18 protein-coding genes are annotated in these 14,420 nt (G+C 69.0%); 17 read left to right on the forward strand and 1 reads right to left on the reverse strand.

Features of this window, described 5'->3' with window-relative positions; all coding sequences use genetic code 11:
• The first annotated feature begins 2 nt into the window (after positions 1-2).
• The 16 genes from rpsH to rplQ all read left to right on the forward strand — a co-directional run bounded on the left by rpsH (position 3) and on the right by rplQ (position 9,683).
• Positions 3-401 (forward strand): 30S ribosomal protein S8, encoded by a 399-nt coding sequence (gene rpsH / locus FB391_RS01710; protein WP_018171457.1) that lies wholly within the window; start codon positions 3-5, stop codon positions 399-401.
• Between the two features lie 6 nt (positions 402-407).
• Entirely contained in the window at positions 408-944 is a 537-nt protein-coding gene (rplF, locus tag FB391_RS01715; protein WP_018171458.1) for a 50S ribosomal protein L6, read from the forward strand.
• Positions 945-946: 2 nt separating this feature from the next.
• The gene (gene rplR, locus FB391_RS01720) at positions 947-1,306 is read left to right on the forward strand and encodes a 50S ribosomal protein L18 (protein ID WP_141892566.1); all 360 of its coding nucleotides are present in this window, start codon (positions 947-949) and stop codon (positions 1,304-1,306) included.
• Positions 1,303-1,992 (forward strand): 30S ribosomal protein S5, encoded by a 690-nt coding sequence (rpsE, locus tag FB391_RS01725; RefSeq protein ID WP_141892567.1) that lies wholly within the window; start codon positions 1,303-1,305, stop codon positions 1,990-1,992. The genes rplR and rpsE overlap by 4 nt, the downstream gene beginning before the upstream one ends.
• A complete protein-coding gene (rpmD, locus tag FB391_RS01730; protein ID WP_018171461.1) occupies positions 1,992-2,177 on the forward strand; it encodes a 50S ribosomal protein L30 in 186 nt (61 codons plus the stop codon). The genes rpsE and rpmD overlap by 1 nt, the downstream gene beginning before the upstream one ends.
• On the forward strand, positions 2,177-2,755 hold the full coding sequence (rplO, locus tag FB391_RS01735) for a 50S ribosomal protein L15 (RefSeq protein ID WP_141892568.1): 579 nt from the start codon (positions 2,177-2,179) through the stop codon (positions 2,753-2,755). Before rpmD ends, rplO begins: the two co-directional genes overlap by 1 nt.
• A gap of 99 nt (positions 2,756-2,854) precedes the next feature.
• Positions 2,855-4,177 (forward strand): preprotein translocase subunit SecY, encoded by a 1,323-nt coding sequence (gene secY / locus FB391_RS01740; protein ID WP_141892569.1) that lies wholly within the window; start codon positions 2,855-2,857, stop codon positions 4,175-4,177.
• Positions 4,174-4,767: an adenylate kinase gene (locus FB391_RS01745; RefSeq protein WP_141892570.1), complete on the forward strand. Its 594-nt coding sequence runs from the start codon at positions 4,174-4,176 to the stop codon at positions 4,765-4,767. The genes secY and FB391_RS01745 overlap by 4 nt, the downstream gene beginning before the upstream one ends.
• Positions 4,768-4,770: 3 nt before the next feature.
• Positions 4,771-5,613, forward strand: coding sequence for a type I methionyl aminopeptidase (gene map / locus FB391_RS01750; protein WP_141892571.1), 843 nt, complete (start codon positions 4,771-4,773; stop codon positions 5,611-5,613).
• 14 nt (positions 5,614-5,627) lie between these two features.
• Positions 5,628-6,332: a DsbA family protein gene (locus FB391_RS01755; protein ID WP_141892572.1), complete on the forward strand. Its 705-nt coding sequence runs from the start codon at positions 5,628-5,630 to the stop codon at positions 6,330-6,332.
• A gap of 199 nt (positions 6,333-6,531) precedes the next feature.
• Positions 6,532-6,753, forward strand: coding sequence for a translation initiation factor IF-1 (gene infA / locus FB391_RS01760; RefSeq protein WP_018171468.1), 222 nt, complete (start codon positions 6,532-6,534; stop codon positions 6,751-6,753).
• Between the two features lie 64 nt (positions 6,754-6,817).
• Positions 6,818-6,934, forward strand: coding sequence for a 50S ribosomal protein L36 (gene rpmJ, locus FB391_RS01765; RefSeq protein ID WP_005050492.1), 117 nt, complete (start codon positions 6,818-6,820; stop codon positions 6,932-6,934).
• A gap of 158 nt (positions 6,935-7,092) precedes the next feature.
• A complete protein-coding gene (gene rpsM / locus FB391_RS01770; protein WP_141892573.1) occupies positions 7,093-7,467 on the forward strand; it encodes a 30S ribosomal protein S13 in 375 nt (124 codons plus the stop codon).
• Positions 7,468-7,500: 33 nt separating this feature from the next.
• Positions 7,501-7,899 carry a 30S ribosomal protein S11 gene (gene rpsK / locus FB391_RS01775; RefSeq protein WP_018171470.1) on the forward strand — a complete coding sequence of 133 codons (399 nt, stop codon included), beginning with the start codon at positions 7,501-7,503 and terminating at the stop codon, positions 7,897-7,899.
• Between the two features lie 142 nt (positions 7,900-8,041).
• Positions 8,042-9,031: a DNA-directed RNA polymerase subunit alpha gene (locus FB391_RS01780; RefSeq protein WP_018171471.1), complete on the forward strand. Its 990-nt coding sequence runs from the start codon at positions 8,042-8,044 to the stop codon at positions 9,029-9,031.
• Between the two features lie 85 nt (positions 9,032-9,116).
• On the forward strand, positions 9,117-9,683 hold the full coding sequence (rplQ, locus tag FB391_RS01785) for a 50S ribosomal protein L17 (RefSeq protein ID WP_141892574.1): 567 nt from the start codon (positions 9,117-9,119) through the stop codon (positions 9,681-9,683).
• A 285-nt stretch (positions 9,684-9,968) separates the two neighbouring features.
• Here rplQ and FB391_RS01790 read toward each other — a convergent pair whose 3' ends face one another.
• A complete protein-coding gene (locus FB391_RS01790; RefSeq protein ID WP_141892575.1) occupies positions 9,969-11,993 on the reverse strand; it encodes an acyltransferase family protein in 2,025 nt (674 codons plus the stop codon).
• Between the two features lie 200 nt (positions 11,994-12,193).
• Here FB391_RS01790 and FB391_RS01795 point away from each other — a divergent pair, with 200 nt between their 5' ends.
• Positions 12,194-14,416, forward strand: a complete 2,223-nt coding sequence (locus FB391_RS01795; RefSeq protein WP_185842888.1) for an adenylate/guanylate cyclase domain-containing protein — start codon at positions 12,194-12,196, stop codon at positions 14,414-14,416.
• Positions 14,417-14,420 lie beyond the last annotated feature (4 nt).

The raw sequence follows: 14,420 nt of genomic DNA on the forward strand, positions 1-14,420 counted from the left end.
AAATGACAATGACAGACCCGGTCGCAGACATGCTGACCCGTCTGCGCAACGCGAACTCGGCGCACCACGACACCGTGTCGCTGCCGAGCTCCAAGCTCAAGACCCACATCGCCGACATCCTCAAGCAGGAGGGCTACATCTCGTCGTGGGAGGTCAGCGACGCACGCGTCGGCCAGACCCTCACGCTGACGCTGAAGTACGGCCCGAACCGCGAGCGGTCGATCGCCGGCATCAAGCGCGTCTCGAAGCCCGGCCTCCGCGTCTACGCGAAGTCGACCGAGATCCCCCGCGTTCTCGGCGGGCTCGGCGTCGCCATCCTGTCCACCTCCTCTGGCCTCCTCACGGACCGCCAGGCCGAGCAGAAGGGCGTGGGTGGGGAAGTCCTCGCCTACGTGTGGTGATCTGACATGTCGCGTATCGGTCGTCTTCCGATCGACATCCCCGCCGGTGTGACCGTTTCGGTCGATGGCCAGGATGTCGCCGTCAAGGGCCCCAAGGGCGAGCTCGTGCTCTCCGTGGCCCGTCCCATCGAGGTCAAGGTCGAAGAGGCGCAGGTCCTGGTGACCCGTCCCGACGACGAGCGCGAGTCGCGCTCGCTGCACGGCCTGACCCGCACGCTCATCAACAACAACATCATCGGTGTCACCCAGGGCTACTCCAAGGGCCTTGAGGTCGTCGGCACGGGTTACCGCGTCGCGCAGAAGGGCACGGCTGTCGAGTTCGCGCTCGGCTTCTCGCACCCGGTGCTCGTCGAGGCTCCCGAGGGCATCACGCTGACCGTCGAGGGCAACAACAAGCTCACGGTGTCGGGCATCGACAAGCAGGCTGTCGGCGAGGCCGCGGCCAACATCCGCAAGATCCGCAAGCCCGAGCCGTACAAGGGCAAGGGTGTGCGCTACGCCGGCGAGGTCGTTCGGCGCAAGGCCGGAAAGGCTGGTAAGTAACCATGGCTGTGAAGTCGAAGTCCGACGCGCGCGCGCGTCGTCACGCCCGCCTTCGCAAGAAGGTCGTCGGCACCCCCGAGCGTCCGCGCCTGGTCGTCACGCGTTCGTCGCGTCACGTGTTCGTGCAGATCGTCGACGACAGCAAGGGCCACACCCTCGCTTCGGCGTCGACGCTCGAGACCGACCTGCGTGTGTCCGACGCTGACAAGACCGCCAAGGCCCGCAAGGTCGGCGAGCTGCTCGCCGAGCGCGCGAAGGCCGCCGGCGTCTCGGACGTTGTGTTCGACCGTGGCGGCAACCGCTACGCGGGCCGTGTCGCGGCGATCGCCGACGGCGCCCGCGAGGGAGGTCTGAACCTGTGAGTGACAACAAGGAGAACATCGTGACCGAGCAGGCAGCTGCCGAGGCTCCGGCCGAGGCCGCCACGGCGCCCGCCGAGCGCGAGCGCGAGCCGCGCCGCGGTGGTCGCGAGCGCAACCAGACCCGCGGTGACCGCGGTGGTCGTGACCGCAACGAGAGCCAGTTCCTCGAGCGCGTCGTCACCATCAACCGCGTCTCGAAGGTCGTCAAGGGTGGTCGTCGCTTCAGCTTCACCGCGCTCGTCGTCGTCGGCGACGGCAACGGTGTGGTCGGCGTCGGCTACGGCAAGGCCCGTGAGGTGCCGCTGGCGATCTCGAAGGGTGTCGAAGAGGCCAAGCGCAACTTCTTCCGCGTGCCGCGCGTCGGCTCGACCATCCCGCACCCGGTGCAGGGTGAGGCCGCTGCCGGTGTGGTGCTGCTGCGCCCCGCCGCTGCCGGTACCGGTGTCATCGCCGGTGGCCCGGTGCGTGCCGTCCTCGAGTGCGCCGGCATCCACGACGTGCTGTCGAAGTCGCTCGGCTCGTCGAACACGATCAACATCGTCCACGCGACGGTGGAGGCCCTGAAGCAGCTCGAGGAGCCCCGTGCGGTCGCCGCGCGTCGCGGTCTCGACTTCGACCAGGTCGCCCCCGCCCGTCTCGTCCGTGCCGAGGCTGAGGCCGCGGCCGCTGCGAAGGCAGGTGTCTGATGGCTGCGCGCCTGAAGGTTACCCAGGTCAAGTCCAAGGTGAGCGAGAAGCAGAACCAGCGTGACACGCTGCGTTCGCTCGGTCTGAAGCGGATCGGCGACTCGGTCGTCCGTCCCGACGACGCGCAGACGCGCGGTTACGTCCGGACCGTCGCGCACCTCGTGAAGGTTGAGGAGATCGACTGATGGCCGAGAAGGCTGAGAAGAAGGCCGAGACGGTCGAGACCGTCGAGGCTCCGAAGAAGGCCGCCGCCAAGAAGCCGGCTGCCGCGAAGAAGGCGCCCGCCAAGGCCGCCCCGGCGAAGAAGGATGCCCCCGTGGCGCGCCCCGGCGTGCTGAAGGTGCACCACCTGCGTCCGGTCCCCGGCGCGAACCAGGCCAAGACCCGCGTGGGTCGCGGTGAGGGCTCGAAGGGCAAGACCGCGGGCCGCGGTACCAAGGGTACGAAGGCTCGCTACCAGGTCAAGGTCGGCTTCGAGGGTGGGCAGATGCCGCTGCACATGCGCACCCCGAAGCTCCGCGGCTTCAAGAACCCGTTCCGCGTCGAGTACCAGGTCGTGAACCTGGACAAGCTCGCGGAGCTGTACCCGGCCGGTGGCGACGTCACCGTCGGCGACCTGGTCGCCAAGGGTGCAGTGCGCAAGAACGAGAAGGTCAAGGTGCTCGGCACCGGCGACATCTCGGTGAAGCTCAACGTGTCGGTCGACAAGGTCTCGGGTTCCGCCGAGCAGAAGATCGTCGCCGCGGGCGGCACCGTCAAGTAATACAGGCACAGTGGGGGTCGGAGCTTGCTCCGGCCCCCACTGGGTTACCCTGGACGTCGGCACATCGACTGTGCCGGCACCCCCTCTGGAGGAATCCTCTTGTTCAGCGCCATCGCGCGGGTCTTCCGCACTCCCGACCTTCGGCGGAAGATCGCATTCACTCTGGCGATCATCGCCCTGTACCGCTTCGGCGCGCACGTGCCGGCGCCGTTCGTCGACTTCCCGAATGTGCAGGAGTGTCTGCGCCAGTCGTCGGGTACCGAAGGTCTGCTGTCGCTCGTCAACCTGTTCTCGGGTGGAGCGCTGCTGCAGCTGTCGATCTTCGCGCTCGGCGTCATGCCGTACATCACCGCGACGATCATCGTGCAGCTGCTGCGCGTGGTCATCCCGCACTTCGAGACCCTCTACAAAGAGGGCCAGGCGGGCCAGGCCAAGCTGACGCAGTACACGCGCTACCTCACGATCGCGCTGGCGCTCCTCCAGTCCACGACGCTCGTCACGGTCGCCCGCAGCGGTCAGCTGTTCGGCACGACCGGCATCCCCGAGTGCGACCAGCTCCTCACCAACGACGTGTGGTGGGCGCAGCTGCTCATGATCATCACGATGACCGCCGGCACCGGCCTCATCATGTGGTTCGCCGAGCTCGTCACCGAGCGCGGCATCGGCAACGGCATGTCGCTGCTGATCTTCACGTCGATCGCCGCGCAGTTCCCGGTCTCGATGTGGGCGATCTGGCAGTCCAAGGGCTTCGAGGTCTTCCTCCTCGTGCTGGCCGTCGGCATCATCGTCGTCGCGCTCGTCGTCTTCGTCGAGCAGTCGCAGCGGCGCATCCCGGTGCAGTACGCCAAGCGCATGGTGGGTCGCCGCACGTACGGCGGCACGAACACGTACATCCCCATCAAGGTCAACATGGCCGGCGTCGTGCCCGTCATCTTCGCCTCGTCGCTGCTGTACATCCCGGCGCTCATCGCACAGTTCAACCAGCCGCAGGCGGGTCAGGACGTGCCGGGCTGGGTCACGTGGATCAACCTGTACCTGGTCAAGGGCGACCACCCGCTGTACATGATCCTGTACTTCCTGCTCATCGTCGGATTCACGTACTTCTACGTCGCGATCACGTTCAACCCCGTCGAGGTCGCCGACAACATGAAGAAGTACGGCGGGTTCATCCCCGGCATCCGTGCGGGTCGTCCCACGGCCGAGTACCTCGACTACGTGCTGACGCGCATCACGCTGCCAGGCTCGATCTACCTCGGTCTCATCGCGCTCCTGCCGCTCATCGCACTGGCGACGGTCGGCGCCAACCAGAACTTCCCGTTCGGCGGCGCCTCGATCCTCATCATCGTCGGCGTCGGCCTTGAGACGGTGAAGCAGATCGACGCACAGCTCCAGCAGCGCCACTACGAAGGGCTTCTCCGATGACGCGACTCCTGATCGTCGGCCCGCAGGGTTCGGGCAAGGGCACCCAGGGCGTCCGCATCGCCGAGGCGTTCGGCATCCCCGCCGTCTCGACGGGCGACGTCTTCCGCGGCGCGGTCGCGGCGGGCACCGAGCTCGGCCAGCAGGTCAAGGCCATCATCGAGGCCGGCGACCTGGTGTCCGACGAGCTGACCAGCGCGGTCGTGCGCGACCGGCTGTCGCAGCCTGACGCGGCGGACGGGTTCCTCCTCGATGGCTACCCGCGCAACATCGCGCAGGTGGCGCACCTCGACGAGTTCCTCGAGGGCCGCGACGAGCAGCTCGACGCCGTGATCGAGCTCGTGGTGCCGCGTGAAGAGAGCATCGCCCGCATCTCGCAGCGTGCCGCCGAGCAGGGCCGCAGCGATGACACCGAAGAGGTCATCGCGAACCGCCTGGCGATCTTCGAGCGCGAGACGGCGCCGATCCTCGACGTCTACCGCACGCGCGGCGTCGTCGACCGCGTCGACGGCGTCGGCTCGCTCGACGAGATCACCGACCGCATCATCGCGTCGCTGCAGGCCCGCGGCCTCGGCCGCGGGGCGGCCGCCTGACCCGTGGCGCTGCGTCGCTCCATCTACAAGTCGCCCGCTCAGCTGCGGGCGATGGTCGAGCCCGGCCTCATCACGGCGGCAGCCCTCGAGGCGGCCCGCGCGCTGGTGGCCCCCGGGGTGACCACGCTGGACCTGGATGCCGCGGCCTCCGCGCTCATCACGTCCCGGGGTGCGAAGTCGAACTTCCAGATGGTGCGGGGCTACCGGCACACGATCTGCTCGTCGGTGAACGAAGAGGTCGTGCACGGCATCCCCGGTGATCGCGTGCTGGCCGCCGGCGACATCCTCTCGATCGATGCCGGTGCCGAATTCAAGGGCTGGAACGGCGACTCGGCCTTCACGATCGTGCTGCCCGACGATGAACGGCCTGAGGTCGTCGCGGAGCGGCAGCGCCTGTCGGACGTGACCGAGGGATCGATGTGGGCAGGGATCGCGGCGCTCGCGACCGCGAAGCACATCGGCGAGATCGGCACCGCGATCCAGGCGTACATCGAGGCGAACTCGCCCGAGTCCGGAACCTACGGGATCCTCCGCGAGTACGTGGGCCACGGTATCGGCCGCAAGATGCACGAGTCGCCGTCGGTGTTCAACTACCGCGTGCCGGACCCGGGTCCCGAGGTGCGTCCGGGCCTCGTGCTCGCGATCGAGCCCATGGTCGTCATCGGCGACCAGGCGACGTTCGTCGAGGACGACGGCTGGACGGTGTCCACGGTCGACGGCACAGCCGGTTCACATTGGGAACATAGCGTCGCCGTGCACGATGACGGTATCTGGGTGCTCACCGCACCCGATGGGGGAGCCGCGGGACTTGCACCGTTCGGCGTGACCCCGCGCGCGATCGCCTAGGAGGCTCGACACACATGGCAAAGGCACAGGCAGCGAAGAAGACGAACTGGTTCGCGATCTGGGTGACGGCGGGCGTTGTGATCGCCCTCGTCCTGGTCACGGTGCTCGTCATCACGCTCAACAACGCGGCGGCGCCCAAGCCGCTGCCGACCGAGGTGAACACTCCGTCGGCGTCGAACATCGATGCCGAGACAGGCGCGATCCACGTGGGCGAGGGGACAGACAACCTCGCGACGTACGTCGACTTCATGTGCCCCGTGTGCGGCCAGTTCGAAGAGACCTACGGCTCCGAGATCCAGGGCATGGTCGACGACGGCAGCATCACGCTCGACATCCACCCCATCTCGATCCTGGACCGCCAGTCGCAGAACACCCAGTACTCGACGCGCGCCGCGAACGCCATGTACTGCGTCGCGGTGGAGGATGCCGAGAAGTCGCTGCCGTTCCTGCAGCAGATGTTCGCGCAGCAGCCCACTGAGGGCTCGAAGGGTCTCACCAACAAAGAGATCCTGGCGATCGCGTCCGATGTGGGCGTGAGCGGGATCGACTCGTGCGTCAACGACGGCACGTACGCCGGCTACGTCACCGAGATGACGGCGAAGACTCCGATCCAGCCCGGCTCGTCGGGCATCGGCACGCCGACGATCGCGGTCAACGGCAACGTCATCGCGAACTCGCAGCTCCCGCCGGCGGGCCAGCTCAGCACGCTGTTCCAGTGACAGCCTCGGGAGGAGTGGATGCCGCGGGCCGCGGCATCCACTCCTCCTCTGTCTGCGGCGATGACGGGCCGCGCCAGCTTGCCGAGGTCCCCAATATCACGTATGCTTGATCTTTGGTGCGTTGCGCCTTCATTGGCGTGTCGTAGCACCGATCCCATCCACCGCAGATCGACCGGTCTGCACAAGTGTTAGCGAGCGTATGGCGAAGAAAGACGGTGTCATCGAGATCGAGGGCGTCGTGTCCGAGGCTCTGCCCAACGCGATGTTCCGCGTTGAGCTGTCCAACGGACACAAGGTTCTTGCCACGATCTCAGGCAAGATGCGGCAGAACTACATCCGCATCATCCCCGAGGACCGTGTCGTCGTGGAGCTGTCGCCCTACGACCTCACCCGCGGGCGCATCGTCTACCGCTACCGCTAGACCGGTCGAGAAGTAACACCCCACGCCCCGGCGTGCCCGGTGAAGACAGCGAAGAGAAGAAATCATGAAGGTCAACCCCTCCGTCAAGCCCATCTGCGACCACTGCAAGGTCATCCGCCGCCACGGCCGCGTCATGGTGATCTGCAAGAGCAACCCGCGCCACAAGCAGCGCCAGGGCTGAGATCCGGCTTGGTGGATGCCGCGCGAGCCGCGGCATCCACTCTCCACAACTGAATACGAACCTCAGGCAGGATCAGAACCCGTTCGCGGGGGACACCTCGGGCGGAGGCCCGGGCACCGATCCTGCTCCACACCTCCACTCACTCCCAGGAGAACCGCATGGCACGTCTTGCCGGCGTTGACATCCCGCGCGACAAGCGCGTGGTGATCGCCCTCACGTACATCTACGGCGTGGGCCGTACCCGCTCGAACGAGATCCTCAAGGCGACGGAGATCGACGAGAACATCCGCGTCAAGGACCTCAGCGACGACCAGCTCGTCGCGCTCCGCGACTACATCGAAGGCAACTACAAGGTGGAGGGTGACCTCCGTCGCGAGGTCGCCGCCGACATCCGCCGCAAGGTCGAGATCGGTTCCTACGAGGGCCTGCGCCACCGCCGCGGCCTCCCGGTGCGCGGTCAGCGCACGAAGACGAACGCGCGCACCCGCAAGGGCCCGAAGCGCACCGTCGCCGGCAAGAAGAAGGCGCGCTAAGGCGCGGCCCCCAGGATTTAGGGAGAACGCAACATGGCACAGGCCAAGTCCGCCGCGCGCAAGCCGCGCCGCAAGGAGAAGAAGAACATCGCGCTGGGCCAGGCCCACATCAAGTCGACGTTCAACAACACGATCGTCTCGATCACCGACCCGTCGGGCGCCGTCATCAGCTGGGCGTCGTCGGGTGGCGTGGGCTTCAAGGGCTCGCGCAAGTCGACGCCGTACGCCGCCGGCATGGCCGCGGAGTCCGCTGCCCGCCAGGCGCAGGAGCACGGCGTCAAGAAGGTCGACGTCTTCGTCAAGGGCCCGGGCTCGGGCCGCGAGACCGCGATCCGCTCGCTGACGGCTGCCGGCCTCGAGGTCGGCTCCATCCAGGACGTGACGCCGCAGGCCCACAACGGCTGCCGTCCGCCCAAGCGCCGCCGCGTCTGACATCTCGGAGCCGGGGCACCGTCATGGTGCCCCGGCTGCCACATGCGTACGGATGCCTCGCCTCGAGGCATCCCGATCAAAACTCAACACCTCACTCACCGCACGTGTCATATAGCGGGCACGTGATCGAAAGGAACACATAGTGCTCATCGCACAGCGTCCCACTCTGACCGAGGAGAAGATCGGGGAGTTCCGCAGCCGTTTCGTCGTCGAGCCGCTCGAGCCCGGCTTCGGCTACACGATCGGCAACGCGCTGCGTCGCAGCCTCCTGTCGTCCATCCCCGGCGCAGCCGTGACGTCGATCCGCATCGACGGCGTCCTCCACGAGTTCAGCACCATTCCGGGTGTCAAGGAGGATGTCACCGAGATCATCCTCAACATCAAGCAGCTGGTCGTCTCCAGCGAGCGCGACGAGCCCATCACCGCGTACCTGCGCAAGACGGGCGCCGGTGAGGTCACCGCCGCCGACATCTCGGCTCCGGCCGGTGTCGAGGTGCACAACCCCGAGCTCGTCATCGCGACGCTCAACGACACCGCCAAGTTCGAGCTCGAGCTCACCATCGAGCGCGGCCGCGGCTACGTGTCGGCCACGCAGAACCGCAACGAGTACGCCGAGGCCGGCCAGATCCCGGTCGACTCGATCTACTCGCCGGTCCTCAAGGTCTCGTACCGCGTCGACGCGACGCGTGCGGGCGAGCGCACCGACTTCGACAAGCTCGTGCTGGACGTCGAGACCAAGCCGTCGATCACCCCGCGCGACGCCGTCGCGTCGGCCGGTCGCACGCTGACGGAGCTCTTCGGACTGGCCCGCGAGCTCAACGTCGAGGCCGAGGGCATCGAGATCGGCCCGGCGCCGGTCGAGACCGTCCTGTCGAACGAGCTGTCGATGCCGATCGAGGATCTCGACCTGTCGGTCCGTTCGTACAACTGCCTCAAGCGCGAGGGCATCAACACCGTGTCGGAGCTCGTCGCCCTGTCGGAGACGCAGCTCATGAACATCCGCAACTTCGGTCAGAAGTCGGTCGACGAGGTGCGCGACAAGCTCATCTCGCTCGGCCTGTCGCTGAAGGACTCGGTCCCCGGGTTCGACGGCGCGCACTTCTACGGCGGATACGACGACGAGACCGTCTGAGCTGTGTCCGAACGTCGCGATCACTGATTCGGATCAGCCGACTTCGACGAACTCGACCCGACTTTTCACACTGGAGTAACTGAGAATGCCCAAGCCCACGAAGGGTCCCCGCCTCGGAGGCGGCCCCGCACACGAGCGTCTGCTGCTTGCCAACCTTGCCGCTGCGCTGTTCACCCACAAGTCGATCAAGACGACCGAGACCAAGGCCAAGCGCCTGCGTCCGCTCGCCGAGCGCCTGATCACGTTCGCCAAGCGCGGCGACCTGCACGCGCGTCGTCGCGTGCTGTCGGTCATCGGTGACAAGGAAGTCGTGCACGTCCTGTTCACCGAGATCGCGCCGCTGGTCGCGGACCGTGAGGGCGGCTACACCCGCATCACGAAGGTCGGCAACCGCAAGGGCGACAACGCGCCCATGGCGGTCATCGAGCTCGTCCTCGAGCCCGTGACCAAGAAGCCGTCGGCGAAGAAGGCCGCTGCCGCCAAGGCTGCGCCGGTCGCCGAGGAGGCCCCGGTCGAGGAGGCTCCCGCTGAGGAGACTGCCGACGAGACCGCTGAGGTCGAGGCCGGCGCCGAGTCGCAGGACGAGGGCGCTGCCGCTGAGGCTGCGGCCGAGGACGCCGTCGAGGCTCCCGCCGAGGAGAAGTCCGAGTAATCGGACCCGCCGGGCGTCGCCGCCCGGCACCCTTGCACCGCGAGACCCGTCACCCGTCAGGGTGGCGGGTCTCGCTGCGTTGCGGGGATGGATGCCGGCTGCCCCGCTCGCCTGTCACACTCCGCGGCTCGCCACCGCAACCTGCGACAGGCGAGCAATGACTCCCGGGCTTCCCCTGTCGCGGTCTGCGGTGTCAGGAAGCAGATGGTGACAGGGGAGCGGCGGGCGGGGGTGGGGCGCGGGCGGGTGGGGGCGCGGGGCGCGGGCGGGTGCCGAGGAAGGGGCTCAGCGGTCGGCGTCGAGGCGCGCCTGCTGCAAGCGCACGAACAGCTCCGCGCGCTCGCGGCGCTCGTCGGCGAGCTGGTCGACGGCGGCGGCGACGGTGTCGGCGAAGATGCGTCCGCCGGCGTCTCCGGGGTGGATGTGGTCGCCCGCGAGCAGATCCTCGTGCGGGGCGATGGCGCCGGCCCAGTCCGCGACGACGACGTCGGGATGCGCGGCGGCGAACGCCTGCAGGTCGGCGTTGACGCCCGGGATCCAGTCGCGGGGCGCGTAGGCGTTGACGAGCACGAGGCTGCGATCGGGGCCGAGGTCGGCGGCGATGCGGTCGAGCGCGTCGTGGTCGACGGGACCGTTCGTGCCGAGCGCGATGACGACGTAACGGCGCAGCTCGCCGTCGGCGGCCAGGCGCTCCACGATGCCCGGTCCCGCGCGCATCGGGCGCGACACCTCGGCGTCGACCTGGATGCCGGGGAGACGCTCCATGAGGCCGCCCGCCGAGGCGAGCATGACCGAGTCGCCGACGGCGCTGATCTGGTCGCCGGTCACGCCGCCGTCGCCCGCGGCCGGCGTCGCGGCCGGCGTCGGGCTGACCTCGGGCGACACCCGGGCCTTGGCCAGTGCACGGCGGCCCGCCTCGACGGCGGCCTCGGCGCTCGACTCGTCGGGCGCGGCGGCCAGCGCTGCACCGGTGCCTGCGAGCACGAGCACGCCGGCGAGCCCGGCACCCAACACGCGCAGGCGGGCCCGCGGACCGCCCCGCAGTCGGCGCCGCAGCGCGCGCAGCGACGCCCGGAACCCGAGCCGGCGCACCGGCGTCTCGACGAACCGGTACGACAGAGTGGATGCCGCGAGCGTCAGTGCGAGCACCCCGAGGCCGATGGGCAGAGGCACGACGGCGGCCGTCGTCGAGCCGCGGAGCACGGCCAGCGCCAGCACGAGCAGCGGCCAGTGCCACAGGTAGATGCCGTATGAGCGGTCGCCGATCCACCGCAGCGGGGCGACGTCGATCACGCGGCCGAATCGTGCGCCGGGCCACACGCCGGCGGTGATCGCGACGGCGCTCAGCACGCTCGCGGCGAGGAGGGCGCCGGGGAACGCGCCGCCGGAACCCGCGGACGGCAGCGACGCGACGACGACGATGCCGACCAGCGCGGCGACACCGGCGAGCTCGGCGACCCTGCGCGCGATCACGGTCTGCATCCAGTGCGGCCGCGTGGCGGCATCCTGCCCTTCCACCCCCTCGCGATCATGTGCTCTCGCCGAACGCACAGGCTGCGTGCGCGCGGGACGTGTGCTCTCGGCGAGATCATGTGCTCTCGACGCCGAACAGGCGCCCGTCCCGGCACGCAGCAGCGCGGGCAGGGCGAAAGCGAGGGCAACGCCCAGCAGCAGGCCGAAGGCGTGCGTGTCGGTGCCGAAGTACGCGCGGGTGAGGTCGCCGCCGCGGGCGAGGACCACGCCCATCCACGCGGCCGAGGCCAGCGCCAGCGCGAACGCGGCGCCGGCCCGCGCCCACGCGCGCGGCAGCAGCAGGAACAGGGGGAAGACCACGGGCCACAGCAGGTAGAACTGCTCCTCGACCGCGAGCGACCAGAAGTTGCGGAAGAGCTCGGGCGTCGCGGCCGAGAAGTATCCGCCGCCGCCGGCGACCGACACCCAGTTGTAGCTGAATGTGGATGCGCCGAGCACCTGCGCGTCCAGGCGCACCAGCACGTCGCCGCCGACGAGCCAGGCGAGTGTCGAGCACACCGCCACCACCAGAGCCAGCGCCGGCAGCAGACGCCGCGCCCTGCGCTGCCAGAAGCGCCCGAGCGCGACCCGGCCCGTCGCGGCGCGTTCGCGCAGCAGCAGGCTCGTGATGAGGAAGCCGCTGATCACGAAGAAGACGTCGACACCCACGAATCCGCCGGGCAGCACAGCGGGCGGGAACAGGTGATACGCGACGACGAGGATCACGGCGATCGCCCGGAGGCCGTCGAGTCCGGGGAACCGGGCGGACGGGGGAGCGGAGGGCGCGATCGACGACATGAGTTCTGCAGCAACAGGGAGAGGGGAAACAGCAAGTCTACGTCGGCCCCGGCGCGTATCACGTCGACGGCGCAGGCCTCTATGCCCGTGAGGGGGCCGAGCGCTAAGGTGGGGCCAGCCTCGGCGGAATGGGGATGCCGGGGGCCACTGGGGACGCGCGCGCGAGCGTGCGGTACACAGGGCGCGCGAAGGGAGAGAGCGTGTCCGTTTCTGGGGTGTCGAGCGAGCCTGCCGCGCGCGCAGCGCCCGTCGATCAGGCGGCGCAGTGGGTGGGCACACCGCGCGCGCGACGGCGGGCGGGGCTGTCGATCTACTCCATCCTGCTCATCATGCTGCTGTCGGTCAGCGTGCTGTCGAGCATCGTGGTCGGCGTCATCGGCTACGTCAACGGCACGCAGGCGCTGCGGGGGATCGCGTACGAGCGGCTGGTCGAGATCCGCGAGAACCGGGCTCGCGAGGTCACCCAGCTGTTCGACGGCATCGAGAGCGCGGTGCGGCTGGCCGCGCTGGGCGAGACCAGCAAGCAGGCGCTGCGGGCGTTCACCGACGGCTACGCGCAGCTGCAGGGCGTTCCGCTGGACGGCTCGGCCGCCACGGCGGTCGACGGGTACTACCGGGACGTCTTCGCGGCGCAGCTGGCGGAGGCGACGGGCGAGACCGTGGACGGTACGAGCTTCGCGCCGCACACAGCGGCGCAGCGGTACCTGCAGTACTACTACGTGACGCCCTACGACGACTGGGCCGACGCGATCCGCAACGACGGCGCCGACGATGCCAGCGCGTGGACGCAGGCGCATCGCGCGTACCACCCGTACTTCCGTGCGATGACGCAGCTGCAGGACTTCGAGGACGTGCTGCTCATCGACACCGAGGGCGACGTCGTCTACACGGCCTACAAGGGCGTCGATCTCGGCACGAATCTCTTCGACGGGCCGTACCGGCTGTCGAACCTCGCTGACGCCTACCGTGAGGCGATGGCGCGCAACATCGTCGGCAATGTCGTGCTGGCGGACTTCGCGGGGTACAACCCGAGCCTCGGGAACCCGGCCGGATGGGCGGTGACCCCCATCGCCGAGGGCGGCGAGGTGATCGGCGCGCTCGCGGTCGAGCTGCCCATCGATCGCATCAACGAGGTGATGACCGTCGGCGGCGAGTTCGCGGTGAACGGTCTCGGTGCGACCGGAGAGACGTACCTCGTGGGCCAGGACGGCCTCATGCGGTCGATCTCGCGCACCCTGCAGGACGACCCGGATGCGTATGCGAAGGCGGCCGTGGCGGCGGGGCTCGCGCCCGAGGCCGCGCGCCTGAGCGTCGAGAACGGCGACACCCTGCTGCATCAGTCGATCGGGGCGGATGCCGTCACGCGTGCGCTCGCCGGCGACACCGGCACGCTGCTGGAGACCGACTACCTGGGCCGCGAGAGCCTCTCGGCATACGCGCCGCTCGACATCGACGGACTGGACTGGGTCATCGTCGCCCAGCAGACCGAGGCCGAGGCGATGGTGCCCGTCGAGGACTTCACCCGCAACCTCATCCTGTCGACGGCCGGCATGATCATCTTCGTCTGCCTGCTGTCGCTCGTGCTCGCCCAGGTGTTCGTGCGGCCGCTGCGGCGGCTCAAGACGGCGGCCCAGCGGATCGCGAAGGGCGACGAAGGGGTGCAGGTCGACGCCGGCTCCAGCGACGAGCTCGCCGACGTGGCCGACGCGTTCAACGACATGAGCCGCAGCCTGCAGGTGAAGTCGCAGCTCATCGCCGACCAGGAGCGGGCCAACGAGGAGCTCATCCTGTCGTTCATGCCCGAGGGCATGGCGAGCAGGTACAAGCCGGGGGACGAGGCATCCATCACCCAGGACAGCGACGACGTGACCGTCGTGTTCGCCGACATCGTCGGGTTCGAGGCGTGGGCGCTGTCGCTGTCGTCCGACGAGGCGATCGCGCGGCTGAACGACCTCGTGCGGTCGTTCGACGAGGCCGCCGAGCGGCACGGCGTCGAGCGGGTGCGCACGACGCGGCAGAGCTACCTGGCCAGCTGCGGGCTCGCCACGCCCCGGGTCGACAACGCGCGCCGGGCGGTCGAGTTCGCGCGCGAGCTCGACACGATCCTCGAGCGCTATTCGGCGCAGCAGGGCGTGGAGCTGTCGCTGCGGGCGGGTCTGGACTCGGGCAAGGTGACGAGCGGCCTGATCGGCCGCGCCCGCGTCGTCTACGACATGTGGGGGGATGCCGTCAACCTGGCGTTCCGCGTGCAGGGCGACTCGGACGAGCCGGGCATCTACATCACCCAGCGTGTCGCCGACCGGCTGCCCGATTCGATCCCGGTGCGCCCGGCCGGCGACATCGAGACCCAGAGCGGCGGCCAGCGGGTGTGGAAGGTCGAGACCCCCGCTGTCGTGCCCGTGAACACGGCCCCGGAGACGTGAGGCA

Source organism: Microbacterium kyungheense (assembly GCF_006783905.1).
Lineage (GTDB): Bacteria > Actinomycetota > Actinomycetes > Actinomycetales > Microbacteriaceae > Microbacterium > Microbacterium kyungheense.

Coding starts and splice junctions, on each gene's coding strand:
- rplF (WP_018171458.1), top strand. CDS start 408: ATGTCGCGTATCGGTCGTCTTCCGATCGACATCCCCGCCGGTGTGACC.
- FB391_RS01790 (WP_141892575.1), bottom strand. CDS start 11,993: ATGTCGTCGATCGCGCCCTCCGCTCCCCCGTCCGCCCGGTTCCCCGGA.
- FB391_RS01745 (WP_141892570.1), top strand. CDS start 4,174: ATGACGCGACTCCTGATCGTCGGCCCGCAGGGTTCGGGCAAGGGCACC.
- rplO (WP_141892568.1), top strand. CDS start 2,177: ATGGCCGAGAAGGCTGAGAAGAAGGCCGAGACGGTCGAGACCGTCGAG.
- rpsH (WP_018171457.1), top strand. CDS start 3: ATGACAATGACAGACCCGGTCGCAGACATGCTGACCCGTCTGCGCAAC.
- FB391_RS01755 (WP_141892572.1), top strand. CDS start 5,628: ATGGCAAAGGCACAGGCAGCGAAGAAGACGAACTGGTTCGCGATCTGG.
- rpmJ (WP_005050492.1), top strand. CDS start 6,818: ATGAAGGTCAACCCCTCCGTCAAGCCCATCTGCGACCACTGCAAGGTC.
- rplR (WP_141892566.1), top strand. CDS start 947: ATGGCTGTGAAGTCGAAGTCCGACGCGCGCGCGCGTCGTCACGCCCGC.
- infA (WP_018171468.1), top strand. CDS start 6,532: ATGGCGAAGAAAGACGGTGTCATCGAGATCGAGGGCGTCGTGTCCGAG.
- rpmD (WP_018171461.1), top strand. CDS start 1,992: ATGGCTGCGCGCCTGAAGGTTACCCAGGTCAAGTCCAAGGTGAGCGAG.
- rpsK (WP_018171470.1), top strand. CDS start 7,501: ATGGCACAGGCCAAGTCCGCCGCGCGCAAGCCGCGCCGCAAGGAGAAG.
- rplQ (WP_141892574.1), top strand. CDS start 9,117: ATGCCCAAGCCCACGAAGGGTCCCCGCCTCGGAGGCGGCCCCGCACAC.
- rpsM (WP_141892573.1), top strand. CDS start 7,093: ATGGCACGTCTTGCCGGCGTTGACATCCCGCGCGACAAGCGCGTGGTG.